The following is a 19,957-nucleotide window of genomic DNA, read 5'->3' as shown; positions in this document are numbered from 1 at the left end:
GTATTCAGCTGTGGTCGCTGGAGGAAGAGGTCGGGGCTTTGTCTTGACTGGGGGCAGGATCCTCTTTAGACTCTTGTACCCCTAAATTTGGCGGGGCTTGCGCCCTGTCATTTGCTTTTCTTGTAAGACAATAGCGTCGCAAGACAACAGTGGAGCTAGTAGATGGCAACTATCAACCAGCTGGTACGTCAGCCGCGTAAGCGTATCGTCGAGAAATCCGACGTGCCTGCGCTGCAGAACTGCCCGCAACGTCGCGGTGTGTGCACTCGTGTGTATACCACCACGCCGAAAAAACCTAACTCGGCATTGCGTAAAGTCTGCCGTGTGCGCCTGACCAACGGTTTCGAGGTTTCCTCGTACATCGGTGGTGAAGGTCACAACCTGCAAGAGCACAGCGTGGTACTGATCCGTGGCGGTCGTGTAAAAGACTTGCCAGGTGTTCGTTATCACACCGTTCGTGGTTCTTTGGATACTTCCGGCGTTAAAGGTCGTAACCAGGGTCGCTCGAAATACGGTACCAAGAAGCCTAAGTAGTATTCGGCTTCTGTTTGAATTTGCAGATTTCTATTTTTCTGAGTCGATAAGAGTAAGGTCGGACGCATTCCTCTGGGGATGGTGGTTCCGAGCTAACCTGAAGACCGTTTGAGGGCTTATCCATGCCAAGAAGACGCGTAGCAGCCAAGCGCGAAGTGCTTGACGATCCAAAATACGGAAGCCAAATCCTGGCCAAGTTCATGAACCACGTGATGGAAAGCGGCAAGAAAGCCGTTGCCGAGCGTATCGTTTATGGCGCGCTGGACAAGGTTAAAGAACGCAAGAACAGCGACCCCCTGGAAATCTTCGAGAAAGCTCTCGACGCCATCGCTCCGCTGGTCGAAGTGAAGTCGCGCCGTGTAGGCGGTGCTACTTACCAGGTTCCGGTTGAAGTTCGTCCGTCCCGTCGTAATGCATTGGCAATGCGCTGGCTGGTAGACTTCGCGCGCAAGCGTGGCGAAAAGTCTATGGCTCTGCGTTTGGCTGGCGAACTGTTGGACGCCGCTGAAGGTAAAGGTGCTGCAGTTAAGAAGCGTGAAGACGTGCACCGTATGGCTGAAGCTAACAAAGCTTTCTCGCACTACCGCTTCTAATTCCGGCGTCACTAATTTTGCGAGGGCTTTATGGCTCGTACTACTCCGATTAACCGCTACCGTAACATCGGTATCGTTGCTCACGTGGATGCTGGTAAAACCACGACCACCGAGCGCGTCCTTTTTTACACTGGCGTAAACCACAAGATGGGCGAGGTGCATGATGGCGCCGCGACCATGGACTGGATGGTGCAAGAGCAGGAGCGGGGTATTACCATTACTTCCGCTGCAACCACAGCCTTCTGGGCTGGTTCTGCCAAGCAATTCGACAAGTATCGCTTCAACATCATCGATACCCCCGGCCACGTTGACTTCACTATTGAAGTAGAGCGTTCGCTGCGTGTTCTCGACGGTGCTGTCGTGGTTTTCTGCGGTACTTCGGGCGTTGAGCCTCAGTCGGAAACCGTATGGCGTCAAGCCAACAAATACGGCGTTCCGCGTCTTGTTTATGTAAACAAGATGGACCGTGCTGGTGCGAACTTCCTGCGCGTGATCGGTCAGATCAAGCAGCGTCTGGGTCACACTCCAGTGCCAATCCAGTTGGCTATCGGTGCAGAAGACAATTTCCAGGGTCAGATCGATCTGATGACCATGGAAGCTGTTTACTGGGATGATGCTGACAAGGGTATGGCTGCTCGTCGCGAAGCGATCCCTGCTGAGCTGCAGGAATTGGCTGAAGAGTGGCGCAGCAACATGGTTGAAGCTGCTGCTGAAGCCAGCGAAGAGCTGATGAACAAATACCTCGAGGGCGAAGAGCTTTCCATCGAGGAAATCAAGGGCGCACTGCGTCAGCGTACAATCGCTGGTGAAATCGTTCTTGCTGTTTGCGGTTCTTCCTTCAAGAACAAGGGTGTTCCCCTGGTTCTCGACGCCGTTATCGACTACCTGCCGGCGCCAGTCGACATTCCTGCCATCAAGGGTTCCGATCCGGATGACGAGACTGTTGAGATGGAGCGTCATGCAGACGACAACGAGCCGTTCTCGGCTCTGGCGTTCAAGATCGCTACCGACCCATTCGTGGGTACCTTGACCTTTGCTCGCGTTTACTCGGGCGTGTTGAGCTCCGGCGACGGCGTTATCAACTCGGTAAAAGGCAAGAAAGAGCGCGTGGGTCGTATGGTGCAAATGCACGCAAACACCCGTGAAGAGATCAAGGAAGTACGCGCTGGCGACATCGCGGCCCTGATCGGCATGAAGGACGTCACCACTGGTGATACCCTCTGCTCCGCTGAAAAGCCAATCATCCTGGTTCGCATGGACTTCCCGGAGCCGGTTATTTCGGTTGCCGTTGAGCCAAAAACCAAGGATGACCAGGAAAAAATGGGTATCGCTCTGGGCAAACTTGCTCAGGAAGACCCGTCTTTCCGCGTCAAGACTGATGAAGAGACTGGTCAAACGATCATCTCTGGCATGGGCGAATTGCACCTGGACATCCTGGTTGACCGGATGCGCCGTGAGTTCAACGTCGAAGCCAACATCGGTAAACCACAGGTTTCCTATCGTGAGAAGATCACGAAGGCTTGTGAGATCGAAGGCAAGTTCGTTCGTCAGTCCGGCGGTCGTGGTCAGTTTGGCCATTGCTGGATCCGTTTTGCCCCTGCTGATGAAGGTCAGGAAGGTCTGCAATTCGTGAACGAAGTAGTGGGTGGTGTTGTTCCTAAGGAATACATCCCGGCTATCCAGAAGGGTATCGAAGAGCAGATGAAGAACGGTGTTGTTGCCGGCTATCCGCTGATCGGCCTGAAGGCTACCGTTTTCGATGGTTCTTACCACGACGTCGACTCCAACGAGATGGCGTTCAAGGTGGCGGCCTCCATGGCGACCAAGCAACTGGCTACCAAAGGTGGCGGTGTTGTTCTTGAGCCGATCATGAAGGTTGAAGTTGTAACACCTGAGGACTACATGGGTGACGTGATGGGTGACCTGAACCGTCGTCGTGGTCTGATCCAGGGTATGGAAGATACGGTTTCCGGCAAGGTTATCCGCGCCGAAGTTCCGTTGGGTGAGATGTTCGGTTATGCAACCGACGTCCGCTCCATGTCTCAGGGTCGCGCGAGCTACTCTATGGAATTCTCCAAATACTCCGAAGCTCCGTCGAATGTCGTCGAAGCTATCGTTAAAAAACAAGGCTGATTCAGCCCCTTTAGGCTAGGAGTTCACTGTCGTGGCTAAAGAAAAATTTGAACGTAACAAACCGCACGTCAACGTTGGCACCATCGGTCACGTTGACCACGGTAAAACCACTCTGACCGCTGCTCTGACTCGCGTTTGCTCCGAAGTTTTCGGTTCCGCAAAGGTTGACTTCGACAAGATCGACAGCGCCCCGGAAGAGAAAGCTCGTGGTATCACCATCAACACCGCTCACGTTGAATACGATTCGTCCGTGCGTCACTACGCACACGTTGACTGCCCAGGTCACGCCGACTACGTAAAAAACATGATCACCGGTGCTGCTCAGATGGACGGCGCTATCCTGGTTTGTTCGGCTGCTGATGGTCCGATGCCACAAACTCGTGAGCACATCCTGCTGTCCCGTCAGGTTGGCGTTCCGTACATCGTTGTCTTCCTGAACAAGGCTGACATGGTTGACGACGCTGAGCTGCTGGAACTGGTTGAGATGGAAGTGCGCGATCTGCTGAGCACTTACGACTTCCCGGGCGACGACACTCCGATCATCATCGGTTCGGCTCTGATGGCTCTGAACGGCCAAGACGACAACGAAATGGGTACTTCGGCTGTCAAGAAGCTGGTTGAGACTCTGGACAGCTACATCCCAGAGCCTGAGCGCGCTATCGACAAGCCGTTCCTGATGCCAATCGAAGACGTATTCTCGATCTCCGGTCGCGGTACTGTTGTAACTGGTCGTGTTGAGCGTGGCATCATCAAGATCCAGGAAGAAGTAGAAATCGTAGGTCTGCGTGACACTACCAAAACTACTTGCACTGGCGTTGAGATGTTCCGCAAGCTGCTGGACGAAGGCCGTGCTGGTGAGAACTGCGGCGTTCTGCTGCGTGGCACCAAGCGTGACGACGTTGAGCGTGGCCAGGTTCTGGTCAAGCCAGGCACCGTCAAGCCGCACACTCAGTTCGAAGCTGAAATCTACGTTCTGAGCAAGGAAGAAGGCGGTCGTCACACTCCGTTCTTCAAAGGCTACCGTCCACAGTTCTACTTCCGTACTACCGACGTAACTGGTAGCTGCGAACTGCCGGAAGGCGTTGAGATGGTAATGCCAGGTGATAACGTGAAAGTTTCCGTTACCCTGATCAAGCCAATCGCAATGGAAGACGGTCTGCGTTTCGCTATCCGTGAAGGCGGTCGTACCGTCGGCGCTGGCGTCGTAGCCAAAATCATCGCTTAAGCGTTGATTCAAGAAAAAGCCTCCGCTTGCGGGGGCTTTTTTATTGGGTTGACACTCTGTTAGCTCGTCTATAGAATTGCGCCTCCTTTTAACGGGCGTATTGCGCTCGGTGGGAACAGCAATCTGGAGTCTGAAATCCAATGCAAAATCAGCAAATCCGTATCAGGTTGAAGGCTTTTGACCATCGCCTGATCGACCAATCAACCCAGGAAATCGTGGAAACCGCGAAACGTACTGGTGCTCAGGTGCGTGGTCCAATTCCACTGCCGACCCGTAAAGAGCGGTTCACCGTTCTGGTTTCCCCGCACGTCAACAAAGACGCGCGCGACCAGTACGAGATCCGCACTCATAAGCGCGTTCTGGACATCGTCCAGCCAACGGATAAAACCGTTGATGCTCTTATGAAGCTTGATCTTGCGGCCGGTGTGGAAGTGCAGATCAGCCTCGGCTAAGACTCGGGTCTTAGTCGTGTAACGCTCTGAAATGGGCGGCCATAGCGGGTGAAAGCCCCGTACACTCATGAGGTTTACAACATGACTATTGGTGTAGTCGGTCGTAAATGCGGTATGACCCGTATTTTCACCGAAGAAGGTGTCTCCATTCCGGTCACGGTCATTGAGATCGAGCCGAATCGCGTCACTCAGTTCAAAACCGAAGAAACCGATGGCTATCGTGCAGTGCAAGTCACTGTCGGCGAGCGTCGCGCTTCGCGTGTTACAGCTGCTCAAGCTGGCCACTTCGCCAAGGCGAATGTAGCTGCTGGTCGCACTGTTCTTGAGTTCCGTCTTGAAGAAGGCGAATACAAGGCTGGCGATCTGATCAACGCTGAAATCTTCGCTGCTGGTCAACTGGTTGATGTAACCGGTCAGTCCAAAGGTAAGGGTTTCCAGGGTACGATCAAGCGCTGGAATTTCCGTGGCCAGGATAACACCCACGGTAACTCCGTATCCCACCGCGTCCCAGGCTCTATCGGCCAGTGCCAGACTCCTGGTCGTGTATTCAAGGGCAAAAAAATGTCCGGTCATATGGGCGCTGAGCGCGTGACCGTGCAGTCCCTCGAAGTAGTGCGCGTGGACGCTGAACGCAATCTGTTGTTGGTCAAGGGCGCTGTTCCTGGCGCTACTGGCGGCAATCTGGTTGTACGTCCAGCAGCCAAGGCTCGCGGTTAAGGGGAAGCTGACATGCAATTAAATGTAAATGACGCTCAAGCAATCGAAGTTTCCGAACTGACATTTGGCGGCGAATTCAACGAGACACTGGTGCACCAGGCAGTCGTAGCCTACATGGCTGGCGGTCGTCAGGGCAGCAAGCAGCAAAAGACCCGTTCCGACGTTTCCGGTGGCGGCAAGCGCCCATGGCGTCAGAAGGGTACTGGTCGCGCTCGTGCCGGTACTATCCGTAGCCCAATCTGGCGTGGCGGCGGTACCACTTTCGCAGCACGTCCTCAGGACCACAGCCAGAAACTCAACAAGAAGATGTATCGCGCTGCTCTGCGTTCCATCCTTGGTGAGCTGGTTCGTACTGAACGTCTGGTCGTGGTTCAGGACTTCGCTGTTGAAGCACCGAAAACCAAAGATCTGCTGAGCAAGCTGAATGGCATGGGTCTGACTGATGTTCTGATCGTGTCGGACGCTGTTGACCAGAATCTGTACCTGGCTGCTCGTAACCTGCCTCACGTCGACGTGCGTGACGTTCAAGGTTCCGATCCAGTTAGTCTGATCGCATACGACAAAGTGTTGATCACTGTGTCGGCCGTGAAGAAATTCGAGGAGCTGCTGGGATGAACCAGGAACGCGTATTTAAAGTTCTACTTGGCCCGCACGTTTCCGAGAAGGCCACGGTTCTGGCTGACAAGAAAGGCCAGTTCGTTTTCAAGGTTGCTACTGATGCAACCAAGCTGGAAATCAAGAAGGCCGTCGAAAGCCTGTTCAGCGTGAAAGTAGAGCGTGTTACTACCCTGAATGTTCTGGGTAAGAGCAAGCGCACTGCTCGCGGTCTGGGCAAGCGTAATGACTGGAAGAAGGCAGTTATCTCCCTTCAGCCAGGCCAAGATCTCGATTTCAGCAGCAGTGCTGAGTAAGGAAGGGGTGCATCATGGCAATCGTTAAATGCAAACCGACTTCCCCTGGCCGCCGTTTTGTGGTCAAGGTGGTCAATCAGGAGCTGCATAAAGGCGCTCCTCACGCACCGCTGCTCGAGAAAAAATCGAAGTCTGGTGGTCGTAACAACAATGGCCGTATCACTACACGTCACGTGGGTGGTGGTCATAAGCAGCACTATCGTTTGGTTGACTTCCGTCGCAACGACAAAGATGGCATCGCTGCCACTGTCGAGCGTATCGAATACGATCCAAACCGTACTGCTCACATCGCTCTGCTGCTGTACGCAGATGGCGAGCGCCGCTACATCATCGCCCCTAAAGGCGTGAGTGCTGGCGACCAGCTGATTGCTGGTGCTTTGGCTCCAATCAAGCCGGGCAACGCTCTTCAACTGCGCAACATTCCAGTTGGTAGCACCGTACACGGCATCGAACTGAAGCCAGGTAAAGGCGCACAGATCGCTCGTTCCGCTGGTGCTTCTGCACAGCTGATCGCTCGTGAAGGCGTGTACGTTACCCTGCGTCTTCGCTCCGGTGAAATGCGCAAAGTACTGGCTGAGTGCCGTGCAACGCTTGGCGAAGTCTCGAACTCCGAGCACAGCCTGCGTTCCCTGGGTAAAGCTGGTGCCAAACGCTGGCGTGGCGTTCGCCCAACCGTTCGTGGTGTTGCCATGAACCCGGTTGACCACCCACATGGTGGTGGTGAAGGTCGTACCTCTGGTGGTCGTCATCCGGTATCGCCGTGGGGCTTCCCGACTAAGGGCGCGAAGACTCGTGGTAATAAGCGTACCGACAAAATGATCGTCCGTCGTCGCAAGTAAATAGAGGGATACGACAGTGCCACGTTCTCTGAAAAAAGGTCCTTTTATTGATCTTCACCTACTGAAGAAGATCGAAGTGGCGGCGGAAAAGAACGATCGCAAACCAGTGAAAACCTGGTCGCGCCGTTCGATGATCCTGCCACAAATGGTCGGTCTGACCATTGCTGTGCATAACGGTCGTCAGCATGTTCCAGTTCTCGTGAACGAAGACATGGTCGGCCATAAACTGGGCGAGTTTGCCGGTACCCGCACTTATCGTGGGCACGTGGCAGACAAGAAAGCCAAGCGTTAAGGGGTAAGGAACGATGGAAGTAGCCGCTAAGTTGTCGGGCGCTCGAATCTCCGCCCAGAAAGCCCGCTTGGTCGCCGACCAGATCCGCGGGAAGAAGGTGGGCGAAGCGCTCAACCTGTTGGCTTTCAGCAGTAAGAAAGCCGCCGAGATCCTGAAGAAAGTGCTGGAGTCGGCTGTAGCCAACGCCGAGCATAACGAAGGCGCAGACGTTGATGACCTGAAGGTCTCCACCGTTTTCGTCAACGAAGGGCGTTCGCTGAAGCGCATCATGCCACGTGCCAAAGGCCGTGCTGATCGCATCGTCAAGCGGTCTTGCCATATCACTGTCAAGGTCGCTGACAAGTAACGGAGTCGAAGAGATGGGTCAGAAAGTACATCCCATTGGCATTCGCCTGGGAATCGTCAAGGAGCACACCTCCGTCTGGTACGCAGACGGTCGCACTTACGCAGACTACCTGCTGGCAGATCTGCAGGTGCGTGAGTACCTCCAAGACAAACTAAAAAGCGCGTCCGTAAGCCGTATCGATATCCATCGTCCGGCTCAGACAGCACGCATCACCATCCACACCGCTCGTCCAGGTATCGTTATCGGGAAGAAAGGTGAAGATGTTGAGAAACTGCGTCAGGACCTGACCAAGCAAATGGGTGTGCCTGTGCACATCAATATCGAAGAGATCCGCAAGCCGGAGCTCGACGGTATGCTGGTTGCGCAGAGCGTAGCTCAGCAGCTGGAGCGCCGCGTAATGTTCCGTCGCGCTATGAAGCGCGCTGTACAGAACGCCATGCGCATTGGTGCCAAAGGCATCAAAATCCAAGTGAGCGGTCGTCTCGGCGGTGCTGAAATCGCACGTACTGAATGGTATCGCGAAGGTCGTGTGCCACTGCACACCCTGCGTGCCGACATCGACTATGCCAACTACGAAGCTCACACCACTTATGGTGTGATCGGTGTAAAGGTTTGGATCTTCAAAGGCGAAGTAATTGGTGGTCGCCAAGAAGAACTGAAACCACAAGCACCAGCGCCTCGTAAAAAAGCTGCTAAGTAAGGGGTACGCCAAATGTTGCAACCAAAGCGTACGAAGTTCCGCAAGCAAATGACTGGCCACAACCGTGGTCTGGCATTGCGCGGTAGCAAAGTCAGCTTCGGCGAGTTCGCGCTGAAGTCTGTTGCTCGTGGTCGTCTCACCGCTCGTCAGATCGAGTCAGCGCGTCGTGCACTGACACGTCACGTTAAACGTGGCGGCAAGATCTGGATCCGTGTATTCCCGGACAAGCCTATTTCCAAAAAGCCCCTCGAAGTTCGTATGGGTAAAGGTAAGGGTAACGTCGAGTACTGGGTTGCCCAGATTCAGCCAGGCAAAGTCCTGTATGAAATCGAGGGTGTTACTGAAGAGCTGGCGCGTGAGGCTTTCGCCCTGGCTGCTGCAAAGCTGCCGCTCGCCACCTCCTTTGTTAAGCGGACGGTGATGTGATGAAAGCGAATGAACTTCGTGAAAAATCAGCACAGCAGCTGAACGAGCAACTGCTCGGCCTGCTGCGCGACCAGTTCAATCTGCGTATGCAGAAAGCAACTGGCCAGTTGGGGCAGTCTCACCTGCTCTCGCAAGTTAAGCGTGACATCGCTCGCGTGAAGACTGTGCTCAACCAGCAGGCAGGTAAGTAATCATGGCTGAAGCCGAAAAAACCGTCCGTACGCTGACTGGCCGTGTTGTCAGCGACAAGATGGACAAGACCATCACCGTTCTGATTGAGCGTCGCGTCAAGCACCCAATCTACGGTAAATACGTTAAGCGTTCGACTAAGCTGCACGCGCACGACGAAACCAATCAGTGCCATATCGGCGACAAGGTCACTATTCGTGAAACTCGTCCGGTAGCCAAGACCAAGTCTTGGGCGTTGGTTGATATCCTCGAACGCGCTGTGGAAGTCTAAGGACTAGGGGTCGGAGAAATTATATGATTCAGACTCAATCCATGCTCGATGTGGCCGATAACAGCGGCGCTCGCCGCGTTATGTGCATCAAGGTGCTGGGTGGCTCCCATCGTCGTTACGCTGGTATCGGTGACATCATCAAAGTGACCGTCAAGGAAGCAATTCCGCGCGGTAAGGTGAAAAAAGGCCAAGTGATGACTGCTGTTGTAGTCCGCACTCGCCACGGTGTTCGTCGTGCAGACGGCTCCATCATCCGCTTCGATGGCAACGCTGCTGTTCTGTTGAACAACAAGCAAGAGCCGATCGGTACCCGTATCTTTGGGCCAGTGACCCGTGAACTTCGTACTGAGAAGTTCATGAAGATCGTCTCGCTCGCCCCAGAAGTACTGTAAGGAGATCCGACATGCAAAAGATTCGTCGTGACGACGAGATCATCGTGATCGCCGGCAAAGACAAAGGTAAGCGCGGTAAGGTGCTCAAGGTTCTCGCTGATGACCGTCTGGTCGTTGGTGGGATCAACCTGGTGAAGCGTCATACCAAGCCAAACCCGATGTCGGGCGTACAGGGCGGTATCGTCGAGAAAGAAGCGCCACTGCACGCTTCCAACGTCGCCATTTTCAACGGCGCAACCAACAAGGCTGACCGCGTTGGTTTCAAAGTTGAAGACGGCAAGAAAATTCGTGTCTTCAAGTCGACCCAAAAAGCGGTTGATGCTTGAACACTGCTAGGTAGAAGACCATGGCACGACTAAAAGAGATTTACCGGAAGGAAATCGCTCCGAAGCTTAAGGAAGAACTTAAGCTGGCGAACGTGATGGAAGTTCCGCGCGTTACCAAAATCACCCTGAACATGGGTCTGGGCGAAGCGATCGGCGACAAGAAAGTCATCGAGCACGCTGTTGCTGACCTGGAAAAGATCACCGGTCAAAAAGTTGTTGTGACTTACGCTCGGAAATCCATCGCTGGCTTTAAAGTCCGTGAAGGTTGGCCGATCGGCGTCAAAGTAACTCTGCGCCGCGATCGTATGTACGAATTCCTGGATCGTCTGCTGTCGATCTCCCTGCCTCGGGTTCGCGACTTCCGCGGCCTGAATGCCAAGTCCTTCGATGGTCGTGGTAACTACAGCATGGGCGTTAAAGAGCAGATCATCTTCCCGGAAATCGACTACGACAAGATCGATGCTCTCCGCGGTCTGGACATTACCCTGACCACCACTGCCAAGAACGATGACGAAGGCCGCGCACTGCTGCGTGCTTTCAAATTCCCGTTCCGCAACTGATTGGAGTAGGAAAATGGCCAAGAAGAGCATGAAAAACCGTGAGCTGAAGCGTCAGCTCACTGTTGCCAAGTTCGCCGTAAAGCGTGCAGCGCTCAAAGCAATCATCGTTGATCTGAACGCAAGTCCAGAAGCGCGTTGGGAAGCTACCGTAGCTCTGCAGAAGCAACCACGTGACGCAAGCGCTTCGCGCATGCGTAACCGTTGCCGCATCACCGGTCGTCCACACGGCGTCTATCGCAAGTTCGGCCTTGGCCGTAACAAGCTGCGTGAAGCAGCAATGCGTGGCGACGTTCCAGGTCTGGTTAAAGCCAGCTGGTAAGACGTACCTCTCGCTACCTGTCGTCGGTTTCGCAAGAAATCGACGCCAGGTAAGCCGGGAAATCAAATCAAGCCCCTTTTGGGGCTTGATTCGTTTCTGGTGTAGGTCTAGAATTGTCGGCTCGCCTGAGCCCGTGTTTTTACTTGCCCGGAAAATCTCGGCGACAAGCTGTAGCCGCAAGGCTAATTATTTTGTATTAGGAGCGTCTAGCCCATGAGTATGCAGGACCCGTTAGCGGACATGCTAACTCGTATCCGTAATGCCCAGATGGCTGAAAAGCCCGTCGTGAGCATGCCATCTTCCACGTTGAAGGTTGCTGTAGCCAAAGTCCTGAAAGACGAAGGTTACATTGCGGGTTATCAGATCAGCAGCGAAATCAAACCGTTGCTGTCCATCGAGCTGAAGTACTTCGAAGGCCGTCCAGTCATCGAAGAAGTGAAGCGCGTCAGCCGCCCAGGCTTGCGTCAGTACAAGTCCTCCGATGATCTGCCAAAAGTTCGTGGCGGTCTCGGTGTGTCTATCGTCTCCACCAACAAAGGTGTGATGACGGATCGTGCTGCGCGCGCTGCCGGTGTCGGTGGCGAAGTGCTTTGCACTGTGTTCTAAGGGGGGATAAGCATGTCACGCGTAGCTAAGAACCCCGTTAAGTTGCCATCCGGCGTCGAGATCAAACTCGTCGGCCAGCAGCTTTCGGTGAAGGGTGCCAAGGGTACTCTGGAACTGAACGTCCATTCGTCCGTTGAAATTGTTGAAGAAGCTGGTGAGCTGCGTTTTTCTGCTCGCAATGGCGATCAACAGACTCGCGCAATGGCAGGCACAACTCGTGCACTGGTTAACAACATGGTCCAGGGCGTAAGCCAAGGCTTCGAGCGTAAGCTCCAGCTGGTCGGTGTTGGTTACAAAGCGCAAGCAAAAGGCTCGGTCCTGAACCTGGCACTTGGCTTCTCGCACCCGGTGGATTACGAATTGCCAAATGGCATTACCGCTGAGACCCCCAACCAGACCGATATCCTGATTCGTGGTATCGACAAGCAGTTGGTTGGTCAAGTGGCCGCTGAGATCCGCGACTTCCGCCGTCCTGAGCCGTACAAAGGCAAAGGTGTGCGTTACGCAGACGAAGTCGTCCGCCGTAAAGAAGCCAAGAAGAAGTAGGGCATAGCAAATGACCGTCAAAAAAGTTACCCGACTGCGTCGCGCTCGCAAAGCACGCCTGAAAATGCACGAACTAGAAGTCGTGCGTCTCTGCGTGCACCGCTCTTCGCAGCACATTTATGCCCAGGTCATTTCGGCCGACGGCAGCAAAGTCCTGGCAAGCGCCTCGACTTTGGACAAAGAACTGCGTGATGGCGCCACTGGCAACATCGACGCGGCCACTAAGGTTGGCAAGCTGGTCGCCGAGCGTGCAAAAGCCGCTGGCGTATCGCAAGTGGCTTTCGACCGTTCTGGCTTCAAGTACCACGGCCGTGTCAAAGCGCTGGCTGATGCTGCTCGTGAAGGCGGGCTGGAGTTCTAAGTTATGGCAAATAACGACCAAAAACGCGACGAAGGCTACATCGAGAAGCTGGTTCAAGTTAACCGCGTGGCCAAAACCGTAAAAGGCGGCCGTATCTTCACTTTCACTGCGTTGACCGTAGTGGGTGATGGTAAAGGGCGTGTTGGCTTCGGCCGTGGCAAGTCACGTGAAGTGCCTGCTGCAATCCAGAAAGCGATGGAAGCTGCTCGCCGCAACATGATCCAAGTCGATCTGAACGGCACCACTCTGCAGTACGCAATGAAGTCTGCTCATGGCGCTTCCAAGGTGTACATGCAGCCTGCTTCTGAAGGTACCGGTATCATCGCTGGCGGCGCTATGCGCGCAGTGCTGGAAGTTGCTGGTGTCCAGAACGTATTGGCCAAGTGCTACGGCTCTACTAACCCTGTAAACGTGGTTCACGCCACTTTCAAGGGTCTGAAGGGCATGCAGTCTCCTGAGTCCATTGCTGCCAAGCGTGGCAAGCGTGTTGAGGAGATCATCTGATCATGGCTACCGTTAAAGTAACGCTGATCAAAAGCACCGCCGGCCGTCTCCCTAACCACAAACTGTGCGTTAAGGGTCTGGGTCTGCGTCGCATCGGTCACACTGTAGAAGTCCAGGATACTCCCGAAAATCGCGGGATGATCAACAAGGCTTACTACATGCTGCGAGTCGAGGGTTAATCGATGAAACTCAATGATCTGAGTCCAGCGCCGGGTTCCCGTCGCGAAAAGCATCGTCCGGGCCGTGGTATCGGTAGCGGTTTGGGTAAGACTGGTGGCCGTGGTCACAAAGGTCAGACCTCCCGCTCCGGTGGCACTATTGCTCCGGGCTTTGAAGGCGGCCAACAGCCGCTGCATCGTCGTCTGCCAAAATTCGGTTTCGTTTCCCTGAAAGCCATGGACCGCGCAGAAGTGCGTCTGTCCGAGCTGGCCAAAGTGGAAGGCGACATCGTAACTGTGCAGTCCCTGAAGGATGCCAACGTGATTAACCAGAACGTACAGCGCGTGAAAATCATGCTGTCCGGCGAAGTTACTCGCGCTGTCACCATCAAAGGTATCGCAGCCACCAAAGGTGCGCGTGCGGCTATCGAAGCAGCTGGCGGCAAGTTCGAGGAATAAATGGCTAAGCAAGGTGCTCTCTCTGCGCTCGGCAAAGGCGGTATGTCTGAACTCTGGGCTCGTCTGCGTTTTCTGTTCCTGGCGATTATCGTCTACCGAATAGGCGCACACATCCCGGTTCCAGGTATCAACCCGGAGCGACTCGCGGACCTGTTTCGACAGAATGAGGGGACCATTCTTAGCTTGTTCAACATGTTTTCCGGCGGTGCGCTGGAGCGGATGAGCATCTTTGCACTGGGGATCATGCCGTACATTTCGGCATCGATCATCATGCAACTGATGACCGCCGTCAGCCCACAGCTGGAGCAGTTGAAGAAGGAAGGTGAAGCTGGCCGTCGCAAGATCAGCCAGTACACCCGCTACGGCACCGTCGTCCTGGCCCTGGTTCAAGCTACCGGCATGTCCGTTGGCCTGGCTGGTCAGGGCGTTGCTTTCTCTGCAGACATCGGCTTCCACTTCGTAGCTGTCACCACCTTTGTGGCTGGTGCAATGTTCATGATGTGGCTGGGCGAGCAGATTACCGAGCGCGGTGTTGGTAACGGTATCTCGATGTTGATTTTCGCAGGTATCGTCGCCGGTCTTCCGAGAGCGATTGGGCAGTCTTTCGAGTCTGCACGTCAGGGTGATATCAATATCTTCGCCTTGGTCGCCATCGGTTTGCTGGCAGTAGCGATCATCGGTTTCGTGGTGTTCATTGAGCGTGGTCAGCGTCGTATTGCTGTTCACTACGCCAAGCGTCAGCAAGGCCGCAAGGTCTTCGCAGCGCAGACCAGCCACTTGCCGCTGAAAGTGAACATGGCCGGTGTTATTCCTGCCATTTTCGCGAGCAGCATCTTGCTGTTCCCGGCTTCGTTGGGGTCCTGGTTCGGTCAGTCTGAAGGTATGGGCTGGTTGCAGGACATCTCGCAGTCGATCGCTCCTGGTCAGCCGTTGAATATTCTGCTGTTTAGTGCAGGGATTATTTTCTTCTGCTTCTTCTATACGGCGTTGATGTTCAATCCGAAAGACGTAGCGGAAAACCTGAAGAAGTCCGGTGCCTTTATTCCGGGCATCCGTCCAGGTGAGCAGTCTGCGCGCTACATTGATGGCGTACTGACTCGCTTGACCATGTTCGGTGCTCTTTATATGACGGCCGTGTGTCTGCTTCCCCAGTTTCTGGTGGTTGCGGCAAACGTACCGTTCTACCTTGGCGGGACCTCGTTGCTGATCGTGGTCGTGGTTGTGATGGACTTTATGTCGCAAGTACAATCTCACCTCGTTTCGCACCAGTATGAATCCCTGATGAAGAAAGCCAACCTGAAGGGTTACGGCAGCGGCGGCGGAATGCTGCGCTGAGGTACCCATAAGGTTCGAGGAGTTGGTGATGAAAGTTCGTGCATCGGTGAAAAAGCTGTGCCGTAACTGCAAGATTATTCGCCGCGAAGGTGTTGTTCGAGTAATTTGCAGCGCGGAACCACGTCATAAACAGCGCCAAGGCTGATTGTGATTTGTGCTTAAGCCCAGCAGCTAGTGCGCTGCTGGGTTGATTATTTGTTACTACAGCGATATTATCTCGCGCCCTATTTCTTGGCTTCCGGGGCGTAGGTAGCTGTCAATTGGAGTCCCACTGAATGGCCCGTATTGCAGGCGTTAACATTCCAGATAACAAGCATACTGTTATCTCGCTGACCTACATCTATGGTGTTGGTCGCACTACTGCACAGAAAATTTGTGCAACCACTGGGGTTAACCCAGCGGCAAAGATCAAAGATCTGAGCGACGAGCAGATTGAACAGCTGCGTGGCGAAGTGGCGAAGTTCACCACTGAAGGTGACCTGCGTCGCGAAATCAACATGAAAATCAAGCGCTTGATGGACTTGGGCTGCTACCGCGGTCTGCGTCATCGTCGTGGTCTTCCAGTACGCGGTCAGCGTACCAAGACCAACGCGCGTACTCGCAAAGGTCCGCGTAAGCCGATCCGCAAGTAATCGCTCCAGCGTATCGACAGGAATTTAGTCATGGCAAAACCTGCTGCTCGTCCTCGTAAAAAAGTTAAAAAGACAGTGGTTGATGGCATCGCCCACATCCACGCGTCGTTTAACAACACAATCGTCACCATTACCGATCGTCAAGGTAACGCTCTTTCCTGGGCTACCTCCGGCGGTTCGGGTTTCCGTGGTTCCCGCAAGTCCACCCCGTTCGCTGCTCAAGTAGCTGCCGAGCGTGCTGGTCAAGCTGCGCTGGAGTACGGTCTGAAGAACCTCGACGTCAATGTCAAGGGTCCAGGCCCAGGTCGTGAATCCGCTGTCCGTGCATTGAACGGCTGTGGCTATAAGATCGCCAGCATCACCGACGTGACGCCAATCCCGCACAACGGGTGCCGTCCGCCGAAGAAGCGCCGCGTGTAATCCAGGAGACTGTAAGAAATGGCTCGTTACATTGGTCCAAAATGCAAACTTGCTCGTCGTGAAGGCACCGATCTCTTTCTGAAGAGCGGCGTTCGCGCTATCGAATCCAAGTGCAACATCGAAGCAGCTCCAGGCATCCACGGTCAACGCCGCGGTCGTCAGTCCGATTACGGTACCCAGCTGCGTGAAAAGCAAAAAGTCCGTCGTATCTACGGCGTTCTCGAGCGTCAGTTCAGCGGCTACTACAAAGAAGCTGCCGGCAAGAAAGGCGCAACAGGCGAAAACCTGCTGCAATTGCTCGAATGCCGTCTGGACAACGTTGTATATCGTATGGGCTTCGGCTCGACTCGTGCCGAATCCCGTCAACTGGTTTCGCACAAGTCGATCAGCGTCAACGGCAAAACCGTTAACGTTCCTTCTTACCAGGTTCGTGCTGGTGACGTAGTCGCTATTCGCGAGAAGGCCAAGAACCAACTGCGTATTGTCCAGGCTCTCGATCTGTGTGCCCAACGTGGCCGCGTAGAATGGGTAGAAGTAGACACTGAAAAGAAATCGGGCGTTTTCAAAAGCGTTCCAGCTCGCAGTGATCTATCCGCCGACATCAACGAAAGCCTGATTGTCGAGCTCTACTCCAAGTAAGGGCTAGAAAATAGGTGCATCCATGCAGATTTCGGTAAATGAGTTCCTGACACCCCGCCATATTGATGTGCAGGTTGTCAGTCCAACCCGCGCCAAGATTACTCTCGAGCCTCTCGAGCGTGGTTTTGGCCATACCCTGGGCAACGCGCTTCGCCGCATTCTGTTGTCCTCCATGCCCGGCTGTGCAGTAGTCGAGGCCGAGATTGACGGTGTACTCCATGAGTACAGCGCTATCGAAGGTGTACAGGAAGACGTAATTGAAATCCTGTTGAACCTTAAAGGTCTGGCTATCAAGCTGCACGGTCGAGACGAAGTTACGCTGACCTTGTCGAAGAAGGGTTCGGGGGTGGTTACCGCTGCCGATATTCAGCTGGATCATGATGTCGAGATCGTTAATCCCGATCACGTAATCGCTAACCTGGCGTCTAACGGCGCCTTGAACATGAAGCTCGTAGTAGCTCGTGGTCGTGGTTATGAACCGGCAGACTCGCGTCAGAGCGATGAAGATGAAAGCCGCAGCATTGGTCGTCTGCAGCTTGACTCTTCGTTCAGCCCAGTACGTCGCATCGCCTACGAGGTGCAAAACGCCCGTGTCGAGCAGCGTACCAACCTGGACAAGCTGGTTATTGATATGGAAACCAACGGTACTCTGGATCCTGAAGAGGCTATCCGTCGTGCTGCAACCATTCTGCAACAGCAGTTGGCTGCGTTCGTCGACCTCAAAGGTGACAGCGAACCAGTGGTAATCGAACAGGAAGATGAGATCGATCCGATCCTCCTCCGTCCGGTTGACGATTTGGAACTGACCGTGCGTTCGGCCAACTGCCTTAAGGCGGAGAACATTTACTACATCGGCGACCTGATTCAGCGTACCGAAGTAGAACTGTTGAAGACTCCGAACCTGGGCAAGAAGTCCCTGACTGAGATCAAGGATGTCCTGGCTTCTCGTGGTCTTTCCCTCGGCATGCGCCTCGACAACTGGCCGCCTGCAAGTCTTAAGAAGGACGACAAGGCGACTGCCTGATCGTCGTAATCACCGAACGTTGTGTTTGGTAAGGAATGAACCATGCGTCATCGTAAAAGTGGACGTCACCTGAGCCGTACCAGCTCTCACCGCAAGGCCATGTTCCAGAACATGGCGGTGTCGCTGTTCGAGCACGAGCTGATCAAAACTACACTGCCAAAAGCCAAGGAACTGCGCCGCGTTGCCGAGCCGCTGATCACCCTGGCCAAGGTAGACAGCGTTGCTAACCGTCGTTTGGCTTTCGACCGTACTCGTTCGAAAGAAATCGTTGGTAAGCTGTTCAACGATCTGGGCAAGCGCTATGCAACCCGTCAGGGCGGCTATCTGCGTATCCTCAAGTGCGGTTTCCGCGCTGGCGACAACGCGCCAATGGCGTACGTCGAGCTGGTTGATCGTCCTGTCGGTGGTGTTGTAGAAGCTGCTGAATAAGACGTCAGTCTGAACAAAGAACCGGGCCTTGTGCCCGGTTTTTTGTTTTTTGAAATTCGTAAAAACTATCAGCTCGTATAATTTAATAAATTTGAGAGTGTTTCAGTTCTGACCAATAATCCTCCTCAGACCATTAGCCAGCCCTATAAGACTGAGGAAGAATCGAATGAGCCAGACTAAAACGCTTACGACTGCGAGCGGTGCGCCAGTAGCGGATAACCAGAACTCCCGTTCGGCCGGCGCACGCGGTCCATTGCTGCTCGACGATTTCCATCTGATCGAGAAACTTGCCCATTTCAACCGTGAGAACATCCCGGAGCGTCGCGTACACGCCAAGGGTTCGGGTGCTCACGGCACTTTCACGGTCACCCGCGATATCACCCAATACTCCAGCGCCAAGCTCTTTGAGTCGGTCGGCAAGCAGACGCCTATATTCCTGCGCTTCTCCACCGTAGGCGGCGAGCGTGGTTCGGCTGATACCGAACGTGACCCACGTGGTTTCGCCGTGAAGTTCTACACTGAAGAAGGTAACTGGGACATCGTGGGTAACAACACACCAGTGTTCTTCATCCGCGACCCGCTGAAATTCCCGGATTTCATCCACACCCAAAAACGTCTGCCGCAGAGCAACCTGAAAAGCGCACAAGCGATGTGGGACTTCTGGTCGTACTCCCCCGAGGCTCTGCACCAGATCACCATCCTGTTTTCGGACCGGGGTATTCCTGATGGCTACCGCCACATGCACGGCTTCGGCAGTCACACCTACAGCCTGATCAGCGCTGCGGGTGAACGTCACTGGGTCAAATGGCACTACAAGTCCAAACAGGGCATCAAAAACCTGACACCTGCGGATGCGGCTCGTCTGGCAGGTACTGACCCGGACTACGCACAGCGCGACCTGTTTACTGCCATCGAGCGTGGTGAGTTCCCGAAATGGCAGGTGTGCATCCAGTTGATGACCGAAGCCCAGGCCGCCAATCATCACGAGAACCCGTTCGATGTGACCAAGACCTGGTCGCAGAAAGAGTTTCCTCTGATCGAAGTGGGTGAGCTGGAACTCAACCGTAACCCGCTCAACTACTTCGCCGAAGTCGAGCAGGCCGCTTTTGGTCCGAGCAATATGGTGCCAGGCGTTGGTCTTTCGCCTGACCGTATGCTCCAGGGGCGAGTGTTCGCCTACGCCGATGCTCACCGCTACCGTGTAGGAACCAATCACCAGCACTTGCCGATCAATGCTGCTAAAAGCCCGGTAAACAGCTATCAGCGTGACGGAGCAATGGCATTTGGCAGCAATGGTGGTGCAGCTCCGAACTATGAGCCAAACAGCTACGCGGACGCGCCAAAACAGGCTCCTCGTTATGCCGAACCGGCTCTGGCCTTGAGTGGCGCTGCCGATCGTCACGATCATCGTGAAGACACCGACTATTACAGCCAGGCTGGCAAGTTGTTCAACCTGATGGATGCCGATCAGAAGGCGCTGTTGATCAACAATATTGCCGGTGCGATGCAAGGGGTTTCCAGCGATGTGGTGCAGCGTCAGTTGCAGTACTTCTTCAAAGCTGACCCTGCTTATGGCGAAGGTATTGCCAAAGCTTTGGGCGTCCAGTTGGGCTAAGTCG

33 protein-coding genes are annotated in these 19,957 nt (G+C 54.3%); all 33 read left to right on the top strand.

All coding sequences use genetic code 11. The features are described 5' to 3' along the window. The first annotated feature begins 162 nt into the window (after positions 1-162). Positions 163-534 carry a 30S ribosomal protein S12 gene (rpsL, locus tag ACODS3_RS02710; protein WP_002555494.1) on the top strand — a complete coding sequence of 124 codons (372 nt, stop codon included), beginning with the start codon at positions 163-165 and terminating at the stop codon, positions 532-534. A 122-nt stretch (positions 535-656) separates the two neighbouring features. After that, positions 657-1,127 carry a 30S ribosomal protein S7 gene (rpsG, locus tag ACODS3_RS02705; RefSeq protein WP_010490886.1) on the top strand — a complete coding sequence of 157 codons (471 nt, stop codon included), beginning with the start codon at positions 657-659 and terminating at the stop codon, positions 1,125-1,127. A 30-nt stretch (positions 1,128-1,157) separates the two neighbouring features. Beyond that, positions 1,158-3,260, top strand: coding sequence for an elongation factor G (fusA, locus tag ACODS3_RS02700; protein ID WP_201007046.1), 2,103 nt, complete (start codon positions 1,158-1,160; stop codon positions 3,258-3,260). A gap of 31 nt (positions 3,261-3,291) precedes the next feature. Beyond that, entirely contained in the window at positions 3,292-4,485 is a 1,194-nt protein-coding gene (tuf, locus tag ACODS3_RS02695; protein ID WP_025262054.1) for an elongation factor Tu, read from the top strand. 140 nt (positions 4,486-4,625) lie between these two features. Next, positions 4,626-4,937: a 30S ribosomal protein S10 gene (rpsJ, locus tag ACODS3_RS02690; protein ID WP_003186070.1), complete on the top strand. Its 312-nt coding sequence runs from the start codon at positions 4,626-4,628 to the stop codon at positions 4,935-4,937. 81 nt (positions 4,938-5,018) lie between these two features. Further along, positions 5,019-5,654 carry a 50S ribosomal protein L3 gene (gene rplC / locus ACODS3_RS02685; protein WP_025262053.1) on the top strand — a complete coding sequence of 212 codons (636 nt, stop codon included), beginning with the start codon at positions 5,019-5,021 and terminating at the stop codon, positions 5,652-5,654. A 12-nt stretch (positions 5,655-5,666) separates the two neighbouring features. Continuing rightward, a complete protein-coding gene (gene rplD / locus ACODS3_RS02680; RefSeq protein ID WP_201007044.1) occupies positions 5,667-6,269 on the top strand; it encodes a 50S ribosomal protein L4 in 603 nt (200 codons plus the stop codon). Beyond that, positions 6,266-6,565 carry a 50S ribosomal protein L23 gene (rplW, locus tag ACODS3_RS02675; protein WP_002555488.1) on the top strand — a complete coding sequence of 100 codons (300 nt, stop codon included), beginning with the start codon at positions 6,266-6,268 and terminating at the stop codon, positions 6,563-6,565. The genes rplD and rplW overlap by 4 nt, the downstream gene beginning before the upstream one ends. 14 nt (positions 6,566-6,579) lie before the next feature. Then, a complete protein-coding gene (gene rplB, locus ACODS3_RS02670; RefSeq protein WP_007924198.1) occupies positions 6,580-7,404 on the top strand; it encodes a 50S ribosomal protein L2 in 825 nt (274 codons plus the stop codon). A gap of 16 nt (positions 7,405-7,420) precedes the next feature. Further along, a complete protein-coding gene (gene rpsS, locus ACODS3_RS02665; protein ID WP_002555486.1) occupies positions 7,421-7,696 on the top strand; it encodes a 30S ribosomal protein S19 in 276 nt (91 codons plus the stop codon). 13 nt (positions 7,697-7,709) lie between these two features. Further along, entirely contained in the window at positions 7,710-8,042 is a 333-nt protein-coding gene (rplV, locus tag ACODS3_RS02660) for a 50S ribosomal protein L22 (RefSeq protein ID WP_002555485.1), read from the top strand. Positions 8,043-8,055: 13 nt separating this feature from the next. Further along, positions 8,056-8,742, top strand: coding sequence for a 30S ribosomal protein S3 (rpsC, locus tag ACODS3_RS02655; protein WP_025262051.1), 687 nt, complete (start codon positions 8,056-8,058; stop codon positions 8,740-8,742). A gap of 12 nt (positions 8,743-8,754) precedes the next feature. Beyond that, the gene (rplP, locus tag ACODS3_RS02650; protein ID WP_025262050.1) at positions 8,755-9,168 is read left to right on the top strand and encodes a 50S ribosomal protein L16; all 414 of its coding nucleotides are present in this window, start codon (positions 8,755-8,757) and stop codon (positions 9,166-9,168) included. Beyond that, positions 9,168-9,359: a 50S ribosomal protein L29 gene (gene rpmC / locus ACODS3_RS02645; protein WP_002555481.1), complete on the top strand. Its 192-nt coding sequence runs from the start codon at positions 9,168-9,170 to the stop codon at positions 9,357-9,359. The genes rplP and rpmC overlap by 1 nt, the downstream gene beginning before the upstream one ends. 2 nt (positions 9,360-9,361) lie before the next feature. After that, positions 9,362-9,628: a 30S ribosomal protein S17 gene (rpsQ, locus tag ACODS3_RS02640; RefSeq protein ID WP_002555480.1), complete on the top strand. Its 267-nt coding sequence runs from the start codon at positions 9,362-9,364 to the stop codon at positions 9,626-9,628. Between the two features lie 23 nt (positions 9,629-9,651). Then, a complete protein-coding gene (gene rplN, locus ACODS3_RS02635; RefSeq protein WP_002555479.1) occupies positions 9,652-10,020 on the top strand; it encodes a 50S ribosomal protein L14 in 369 nt (122 codons plus the stop codon). 11 nt (positions 10,021-10,031) lie between these two features. Then, entirely contained in the window at positions 10,032-10,346 is a 315-nt protein-coding gene (rplX, locus tag ACODS3_RS02630; RefSeq protein WP_002555478.1) for a 50S ribosomal protein L24, read from the top strand. Positions 10,347-10,366: 20 nt separating this feature from the next. Beyond that, positions 10,367-10,906 (top strand): 50S ribosomal protein L5, encoded by a 540-nt coding sequence (gene rplE / locus ACODS3_RS02625; RefSeq protein ID WP_004883677.1) that lies wholly within the window; start codon positions 10,367-10,369, stop codon positions 10,904-10,906. Positions 10,907-10,919: 13 nt separating this feature from the next. Then, the gene (gene rpsN, locus ACODS3_RS02620) at positions 10,920-11,225 is read left to right on the top strand and encodes a 30S ribosomal protein S14 (protein ID WP_025262049.1); all 306 of its coding nucleotides are present in this window, start codon (positions 10,920-10,922) and stop codon (positions 11,223-11,225) included. Between the two features lie 213 nt (positions 11,226-11,438). Further along, complete coding sequence (rpsH, locus tag ACODS3_RS02615; RefSeq protein WP_025262048.1) at positions 11,439-11,831, top strand: 30S ribosomal protein S8; 393 nt, start codon at positions 11,439-11,441, stop codon at positions 11,829-11,831. Positions 11,832-11,843: 12 nt separating this feature from the next. Further along, the gene (rplF, locus tag ACODS3_RS02610) at positions 11,844-12,377 is read left to right on the top strand and encodes a 50S ribosomal protein L6 (protein ID WP_201007041.1); all 534 of its coding nucleotides are present in this window, start codon (positions 11,844-11,846) and stop codon (positions 12,375-12,377) included. A gap of 10 nt (positions 12,378-12,387) precedes the next feature. Continuing rightward, positions 12,388-12,738, top strand: coding sequence for a 50S ribosomal protein L18 (rplR, locus tag ACODS3_RS02605; RefSeq protein WP_002555473.1), 351 nt, complete (start codon positions 12,388-12,390; stop codon positions 12,736-12,738). A gap of 3 nt (positions 12,739-12,741) precedes the next feature. Next, positions 12,742-13,242, top strand: coding sequence for a 30S ribosomal protein S5 (gene rpsE / locus ACODS3_RS02600; RefSeq protein ID WP_024687031.1), 501 nt, complete (start codon positions 12,742-12,744; stop codon positions 13,240-13,242). 2 nt (positions 13,243-13,244) lie between these two features. Beyond that, positions 13,245-13,421: a 50S ribosomal protein L30 gene (rpmD, locus tag ACODS3_RS02595; protein WP_009397493.1), complete on the top strand. Its 177-nt coding sequence runs from the start codon at positions 13,245-13,247 to the stop codon at positions 13,419-13,421. A gap of 3 nt (positions 13,422-13,424) precedes the next feature. Beyond that, entirely contained in the window at positions 13,425-13,859 is a 435-nt protein-coding gene (rplO, locus tag ACODS3_RS02590) for a 50S ribosomal protein L15 (protein ID WP_007924183.1), read from the top strand. Further along, positions 13,860-15,194, top strand: a complete 1,335-nt coding sequence (gene secY, locus ACODS3_RS02585; RefSeq protein ID WP_201007039.1) for a preprotein translocase subunit SecY — start codon at positions 13,860-13,862, stop codon at positions 15,192-15,194. 28 nt (positions 15,195-15,222) lie between these two features. Beyond that, positions 15,223-15,339: a 50S ribosomal protein L36 gene (gene rpmJ / locus ACODS3_RS02580; protein ID WP_002555468.1), complete on the top strand. Its 117-nt coding sequence runs from the start codon at positions 15,223-15,225 to the stop codon at positions 15,337-15,339. Positions 15,340-15,469: 130 nt separating this feature from the next. Beyond that, positions 15,470-15,826 (top strand): 30S ribosomal protein S13, encoded by a 357-nt coding sequence (gene rpsM / locus ACODS3_RS02575; protein ID WP_004883692.1) that lies wholly within the window; start codon positions 15,470-15,472, stop codon positions 15,824-15,826. A gap of 30 nt (positions 15,827-15,856) precedes the next feature. Next, a complete protein-coding gene (gene rpsK / locus ACODS3_RS02570; protein WP_002555466.1) occupies positions 15,857-16,246 on the top strand; it encodes a 30S ribosomal protein S11 in 390 nt (129 codons plus the stop codon). Positions 16,247-16,264: 18 nt separating this feature from the next. Continuing rightward, positions 16,265-16,885: a 30S ribosomal protein S4 gene (gene rpsD, locus ACODS3_RS02565; protein WP_122318502.1), complete on the top strand. Its 621-nt coding sequence runs from the start codon at positions 16,265-16,267 to the stop codon at positions 16,883-16,885. Positions 16,886-16,907: 22 nt separating this feature from the next. Then, complete coding sequence (locus tag ACODS3_RS02560) at positions 16,908-17,909, top strand: DNA-directed RNA polymerase subunit alpha (RefSeq protein WP_025262044.1); 1,002 nt, start codon at positions 16,908-16,910, stop codon at positions 17,907-17,909. 42 nt (positions 17,910-17,951) lie between these two features. Further along, positions 17,952-18,338, top strand: coding sequence for a 50S ribosomal protein L17 (gene rplQ, locus ACODS3_RS02555; protein ID WP_025262043.1), 387 nt, complete (start codon positions 17,952-17,954; stop codon positions 18,336-18,338). Between the two features lie 166 nt (positions 18,339-18,504). Then, positions 18,505-19,953 carry a catalase gene (locus ACODS3_RS02550; protein WP_489033107.1) on the top strand — a complete coding sequence of 483 codons (1,449 nt, stop codon included), beginning with the start codon at positions 18,505-18,507 and terminating at the stop codon, positions 19,951-19,953. The last annotated feature ends 4 nt before the right edge of the window (positions 19,954-19,957 follow it).

It is taken from the genome of Pseudomonas sp. FG43 (assembly GCF_057809175.1).
This window is presented reverse-complemented; position numbering and strand designations above follow the sequence as displayed.